The sequence below is a fragment of the Nodosilinea sp. LEGE 07298 genome (assembly GCF_015207265.1).
Classification (GTDB): domain Bacteria; phylum Cyanobacteriota; class Cyanobacteriia; order Phormidesmidales; family Phormidesmidaceae; genus Nodosilinea.
The window spans coordinates 1-6558 of the sequence record NZ_JADEXE010000346.1 but is presented as its reverse complement, the minus strand read 5'-3'; the positions used below and the strand labels follow the sequence as shown (position 1 = coordinate 6558).

6 protein-coding genes and 2 pseudogenes are annotated in these 6558 nt (G+C 49.5%); 3 read left to right on the top strand and 5 right to left on the bottom strand.

Annotated features, from left to right (window positions below; translation table 11 throughout):
- Positions 1–183 precede the first annotated feature (183 nt).
- The 4 genes and pseudogenes from IQ273_RS28845 to IQ273_RS28835 form a co-directional block, all read right to left on the bottom strand.
- A complete protein-coding gene (locus IQ273_RS28845; RefSeq protein WP_313898286.1) occupies positions 184–300 on the bottom strand; it encodes a DUF4113 domain-containing protein in 117 nt (38 codons plus the stop codon).
- A 28-nt stretch (positions 301–328) separates the two neighbouring features.
- Positions 329–415 (bottom strand): annotated as a pseudogene (locus IQ273_RS34110) (hypothetical protein); the annotation flags it as partial.
- An 84-nt stretch (positions 416–499) separates the two neighbouring features.
- On the bottom strand, positions 500–1387 hold the full coding sequence (locus tag IQ273_RS28840) for a UbiA family prenyltransferase (protein WP_194026553.1): 888 nt from the start codon (positions 1385–1387) through the stop codon (positions 500–502).
- A 600-nt stretch (positions 1388–1987) separates the two neighbouring features.
- Positions 1988–2425: a hypothetical protein gene (locus IQ273_RS28835; protein ID WP_194026552.1), complete on the bottom strand. Its 438-nt coding sequence runs from the start codon at positions 2423–2425 to the stop codon at positions 1988–1990.
- 191 nt (positions 2426–2616) lie between these two features.
- On the opposite strand from IQ273_RS28835, the gene IQ273_RS28830 reads away from it, so the two are divergent.
- The 3 genes and pseudogenes from IQ273_RS28830 to IQ273_RS28820 all read left to right on the top strand — a co-directional run bounded on the left by IQ273_RS28830 (position 2617) and on the right by IQ273_RS28820 (position 5330).
- Positions 2617–3453 (top strand): alpha/beta fold hydrolase, encoded by an 837-nt coding sequence (locus IQ273_RS28830; RefSeq protein ID WP_194026556.1) that lies wholly within the window; start codon positions 2617–2619, stop codon positions 3451–3453.
- Between the two features lie 163 nt (positions 3454–3616).
- A pseudogene (locus IQ273_RS36110) lies at positions 3617–3748 on the top strand (SDR family oxidoreductase); the annotation flags it as partial.
- Positions 3749–4571: 823 nt separating this feature from the next.
- Positions 4572–5330 carry a flavodoxin family protein gene (locus IQ273_RS28820; RefSeq protein WP_194026551.1) on the top strand — a complete coding sequence of 253 codons (759 nt, stop codon included), beginning with the start codon at positions 4572–4574 and terminating at the stop codon, positions 5328–5330.
- Between the two features lie 265 nt (positions 5331–5595).
- Here IQ273_RS28820 and IQ273_RS28815 read toward each other — a convergent pair whose 3' ends face one another.
- On the bottom strand, positions 5596–6432 hold the full coding sequence (locus IQ273_RS28815; protein WP_194026555.1) for a DUF5996 family protein: 837 nt from the start codon (positions 6430–6432) through the stop codon (positions 5596–5598).
- Positions 6433–6558 lie beyond the last annotated feature (126 nt).

Here is a 6558-nt window from a genome sequence, read left to right as displayed (position 1 = left end):
ACAGCTCTCGTATCAGAGCGTCTTTCTCCCCAGAACTGAGGCCTTCTAACGGCGGCAGGTCTTGCATGGCAAAAGTTTACCACCCTCTCTTATTCGCCGCTACCCGTCAACCTAGTTGAGCAATTACCATCATTCTTTAATGAGCTGGAAGCATTCTGTTCTGGCTCATTTTTGTGCGTGAAATTAACTTGCTGTTTTGTATAAGCCCATTTTCTTCGCCGTCGGCAGCTCTCCCCAATGGGTCGTGGAGCACTGGGAGAAATACTCTGACCGTATGGCCCAAATAGGCTTGAGACCCACCGCCCCAAACTTGACGAATACCCATTGTCTTAAGCTTGGCTTTGAGGTGGCGGCCAATGCCCCATACTTCTCCCACATCAAGGCTGGCCAGCACAGCGTCTGAGTCGGGCAGCATTTCAAAACGGTCCTGTGAGACTGTCTCGCTGGTTAAGGTGAACAGCTTAAGACAGCATTCAAAGGGTCAAAACCCTCTAATCGACTATCTAGATACTCCTAAAATTACACCCGGCAGAAACAAGTACCCATCAATGAGAATGCTGTATACGCTTCGAGGTGTCGTCGGTTTGACTAAGCTCAGCGCGATTAAGTTAACGGCAATGCAGGGAAGCGCGATCGCGGGTTCTGGCACCTGTAGCGATTGGATCCATCCCCAAGCAACGGCGGCGAGGGCCAAACCGTTCAGCACAAACCAAATACGACGGTTGCCAGTAACCCCAACCAATCCTGGCAGTGTTTGTACCCCGGCTTTTTTATCTGACTGGAGATCGCGTACGTCAAATAAGTGGGAATTAGTACCTACAAAAATCAGCAAAAATAGGCTGGTGATACCGGCCGGCAACGTGAAAGGTTGCTCTGCATAGGCTAGAGGTACAGCAATGACGGCATAGGTAATAACGCTGGTCACAATCCAAGCTTTAGTTGCAGGTATGTCCTTGAGACGAAACCATTGCCAGCGATCGCTCTCACGCCAGGGCAGGATCGGCAATCCATAGATGAAGGGAATCAAGCCCACTAAACTGACCATGACAACCTGCTGATTAGCGCGATACAGCAGCATAACCGTAGCGATAATAGCCAGCGACAAAATGCCCCAGCCCCAGCCCCGACGAAAGTAGTCTTGAGCTTGAGGATCAGGAATTTCTTGAAAATAGCTATCGGCAATGCGATCAACATTGTAAGGAATGAGCGCTGTAGCAAAAATAAGCAGTACTGGTGCCCAGTCAAAAGCGAGGTTTAAGGTATATTGCACAAACGGAACTAGCGAGGCGATCGCCGCTGCAACCCAAAGATTGGGATAAACCAGTGTCCATAGAAAGATGCGATGACTAGCCGCCGCCGCACGAAAAAAGTTGGAGAGGGGTACCAAGGGTTAATAAGAATTACAACATTCGAAATCAATCGACAATTAGCCATCAGCGTTGAACATTCACTCGTGATGGCGATCGCCTATTTTGCGAGAGCATTTGTTCAGTGTTAACCGCAGCAAGAAAAAGCCTGCGCTGAAACGACAGCTCAAATATGATTCTACTTATCAAAAGTTAACATAGTCGGATATGTTTATCCTCTACCTGCCGACACGGCTTATACGACTGCGCCAACTAGCCGCTTTATGCTCTTAAGAACAACAACGGCGCTCTTAACCACGGGCGACAGCGGAGTTTTTGATGGCTTAAACCTTACGGATCAGGGCGGTCACTACGCCCTAAACCTCTATATCTGGCGTTTGCTCTGGTGTCCAGCCTGTAGCAGGTACTAGCTTGCTGTGGTACTGCTGAAGTCTGAGGACTTAGAGAGTACCCGCAATCGCCGCCACGACCAGAGAACCATCCTGGGCTGTTTAAGAGCGATCGACCACCAGCAAATCCCCCGGCTGCATCTCCTGGGCAGCCGCTATATCCTTCTCCACCCGCATGAAGAAGGTGGCGGCGGGGCCGTGAATCAGGTGCTGCTGAGGTCTAGGCTTTGCTCAATGGCATCGCCAGGGATGGGGAAGGACATAGTAGAAGAGAGACAAGTCTGTCCATGCTATTTGCCTTGGGGCGGGGTTGTCTCGTTGTCTCGTGAGACTGTCTCGCCTCGTTAGCAGTCGCCCCAGCAAGAGCAGGCAGGCGACTCCTAGCAGCGGGGTAGAAATGGCTACTACACGAGCCGAGAGCCAGGGCGGTAGATAGATGTCTTGAATGGCTTGCCCTGCGGGGGTAAGGTTTTCAGCCCAAGTTCTCAAGGGGCAGCGAAAGCCGTTGCCAGCGTAGATCACCACCTTAATGCTACTGAGTCCAAAGGCGATCGCTGTCCATGGAGTGAGTGGATTAGTCAGGCCGCAATATAGCAAGAAGAGAATGCTGGTGAACATCACCACAAAGACAATGGTATGAAACAGCTCACCTTTTCCTCCTCCCTCCACGAGGTTTCAACCCTTTCACCCACTTCTGTCAGGTAGTCAGGTCAGACACTTCAAGCGATTCACTGGCAAGCCCTTAAGCAGATTCACCAACACCATAAGAATCTGAAAGAAACCGAACCTTGGAACTCATTACATTTAAGTTAAATCCAGACAAGAACAAGACTCTGAAGCAGTATTCACAGGAGATTACAATGCCTTACGTTACTGTCGGCCAAGAAAATTCTGCAACCATTGATCTTTACTACGAAGATCTTGGGACAGGTCAACCAATTGTCCTCATTCATGGATTTCCCCTCAACGGACATTCCTGGGAGAAGCAGGTTTTAGTGCTGCTGGATGCTGGATATCGAGTGATTACCTACGATCGCCGAGGGTTTGGTGCTTCTAGCCAGCCGTCGTTTGGCTATGACTACGATACCTTTGCAGCAGATTTGAATGTGCTGATGACCAAACTTGACTTGCAGGACACGGTGCTGGTCGGCTTCTCGATGGGAACAGGTGAAGTTACGCGCTATCTCGGCAAATATGGCTCAGAGCGGGTGCAGAAAGCCGTGCTGATGGCTCCCGTACCGCCCTTTTTGCTGAAGACCGACGATAACCCCGAAGGCGTTGATCAAAGCGTTTTCGATGGCATTATGAAAGCGATCGTTGAAGACCGTCCAGCCTACTTTTCTGCATTTTTCAGGGAATTCTTTAATGTGGATGTGCTGCTGGGCGATCGCATCAGCAATGAGGCGATTCAGGCAAGCTGGAATGTGGCAGCAGGGGCTTCTGCTAAAGGGACTTTGGATTGCGTGCCGTCCTGGCTCACCGATTTCCGTGATGATCTGCCCCGCATTGACGTGCCAACCCTGATTATCCATGGCGATGCCGATCGCATTTTACCGCTGGAGTCCACCGCAGCAAGACTGCCAAAGTTAATTAAAAACAGTGAGCTTGTAGTGATTCCTGGCGGGCCGCACGCCATCAACTGGACTCACGCCGATCAGGTCAATCCCGCATTGCTGAACTTTCTTCAGCAGAAATAATAAATAACTCGGCGCATGTCTGAGTAGTTTCTACATGCCGCTTGAGCGCAAGATTCTGGTGGTTTGCGCCGCCGCTATCGCACGTGCCGTTGCCCAAGCGATGACCGAAGCTTGGACGGGCAAGTGTATCGAACTGCACGGCGCAGCAGATTATTCGCCAAACCATGTCGCCGCCGCTCTCGGACGCGATGTGCAGGACAACGAGGTGGCTGGCATGGTCTCTTATCTCGCCAGTCCTGAAGCCGCTTTTGTTACGGGCGCGAGCCTCAGAATGGATAGCGGCTTGAGTGCTTGAGCAAGACGTAATCAAACTTGCAATTCCTGAACTTGATTGGGAAAACACGATGGCGCAAAACTCTCAAGAAAAAGTGAGGTGGTCACAGCGGCACCAGCGGCATCAGTTTTGACCCTGCGGTTCACCTAACCTACCTTTAAAGCTTTTTCAATCAATAAGGAGCACATACGTGTTTAACTCCACAAATAGAAAGGGTGAAATACCAACCATGTTCAAGCGATCCTCTAAAGTCTCTGTCTTATTAGTTACAATTACAGCGTTGGTACTGGTTTGTTTACAATCTTTTGGAGCAAAACCTGCCCTATCTAAAACGTCTGTAGCTTCTCTAAACCAGTCAACGCTTGTTGCAACTGCTGCTCTTCCCCCTGACCTTGTTCAGGCTGTTTTAGGAGGCAGACCTGTTTACGTACTGAATGTAACCAGAACCGAAGACACCGTTCTAATCCGCTGCTATCCTGGCTGTGAACCCACGATCGCCGTTCGAGCAATGGGAAGCAATCCCAATGCCAGTGGCCCGAAGGAAGGCGTTATGACGTGTCGTTCTTCTGCTTAGAGGCAACTTGTATACCTCTTGCGTATTTGCATTCAGGCAGGTTTACCACTGAGATTCTCAGCAATCCATGTCTCCAGCACGGACTCCTCGATCCAGAAAGTCAAGCTTCTCCTCTACTTCAGTACAACCTTATACTCCGACCAGTTGCGGATGTGGTACTGAGGTTTCATGGCGTCAGTTTTGTGTGGTAACTGAAACCTACCATCTCCCTACCCTTCCGCAGCAACTCTTCATGCAACAAAGCCATCGTTTTATATAGAACCCGAAGCCATGTCACAACAGCTCAAAACAATCACGGATCGTCAGTGCCAAAATGCCCCTGCACAGTATAGTGACTTAAAAGCACTTTTTTTAAACTGCACACTCAATAGAACGCCAGTGTTATCCCATACACAAGGAGTTATCGATATTGCCAAGGCTATTTTCGAGGCCAATGGGGTAACCACTCAAGTCATTCGCCCGGTAGATTATGAGATAGCGGCTGGGCTAGGGTTAGATATGTCACAAACCGATGAGTGGCAGACAGACGAATGGCCCCAGATCCAGAAAGAAATTGATGCCACTGACATCTTAGTGCTGTGTACTTCAGTATGGTTGGGTGAAAAAAGCTCTGTTTGTAATCGAGTTTTAGAGCGAATGTATGGATATACTCATCTTTTGAATGAAAAAGGTCAGTACAGAGATTATGGGAAGGTTGGAGCAACCCTCATCACCGGGAATGAAGATGGTGTTAAACATTGCGCTATGAATATTTTGTTTTCCCTATCGCATATTGGCTATACGATCCCTCCCCAAGCAGATGCAGGCTGGCTAGGCGAAGTAGGCCCTGGGCCTTCCTATTTAGATCCAGAGTCTGGAGGGCCGGAGAACGAATTTACCAATCGCAATACCACCTTTTTAGCTTGGAACTGTATGCATATGGCCAGACTCCTCAAAGATAATGGAGGTATTCCTGCTCACGGAAACCAACCTGACGTTTGGGATGCAGGCTGTAAGACAGACTTCAAAAATCCTGAGCATAAACGCTAGCAGGGATAGTTTTTTAGGCGTTGCTGAATCGATAGATAATTTGCCCTCATCCCCGAGCTGGAACTCTTGTCTCTAGGGTGAGGGCAACTTTAGGCCTTCATATCTGTATACCCCAAGTTTGTAGGGGCATTGCACTGCAATGCCCCTACGAGGTATCGGTTTGTGTGACTCGGATGTGGGCAAAACCGCCGTTACTCCGGCTCTAGCACCGAGCGATAGTCGGCAAAGGCGAGGGGCTTTTCACTCCTCTATCTGAATTCAAAGGTTAAATTTTGAACGTCAATTGCTTAAGTTCCTCTTGATTCCAGTTGCCTAACCTGGCACCAGCTTCGTAGGTGCTTTGCAAGAACTCTAACAACGTCTGATCCGGTGATTCTGACTCGCGGACAGCATCATAGGGTAAGATAAACTCGCCCAACTCTTTACTGTAAAATGCAGCATCGGGACGGATTGCCGCCTGCTTAAACCCATCGGGTTCTGGGTAAGCATAGGAAAAAAACGCTGGGTATGATAATCCGGCTCCGGGCCAGAATCCGGCACTACTGACTTCCTGAGAATAGGCTTCCTTTGCTACAGTATCCGGCAAATGCGGCACCCCTCCCGGATGCTCTGGAGCCGATCGCCCCGAAAAGCGAGTCACCGCTAAATCAAAACTTCCCCAGAAAAAATGAACGGGGCTGACCTTGCCGGAAAAATGGGAGCGAAATTCTCGAAAGACGCGATCGCACTGTAGCAGCACTCGCCAGAATCGATTGGCATAGTCCGCATCATAGGCAGCATGGGTTTCATCCTGCTCAAATCGAATCGGATCGGGAACTTCGTTCGGTTTGGTGTTAATGGTGATATGAAGATCGAGTGCTCTAAGCGTTTCCATCACGTTCTGGTAGAAGTCAGCGACGGAGCGAGGATGGAGGGCGATCGCCCGTCTTGCCCCTTCGCTGGTTTGAATCAGCAGCTCATGATCAATGAAATCAAAGTCGATTTGAAAGATCCGGCTACCGTAGGGAATCGTGGACGTGGTCAGTCCCCGAACGGTTAAGTAGAGGGGAATATGCCAGGAATGATTAATCCACGGAGTTTGAGTCAATCGGATTTTGCCGATAAGTAGCTAGGCGCATTTAAACATAAAACGTTCTAGCTGATAATTTCCAGCTTTACTACGCGCTTCCATGCCGTCAATGACGGTCATGGCCAAGTCATATTCGTTATCAAACATCTGACCGGCAAT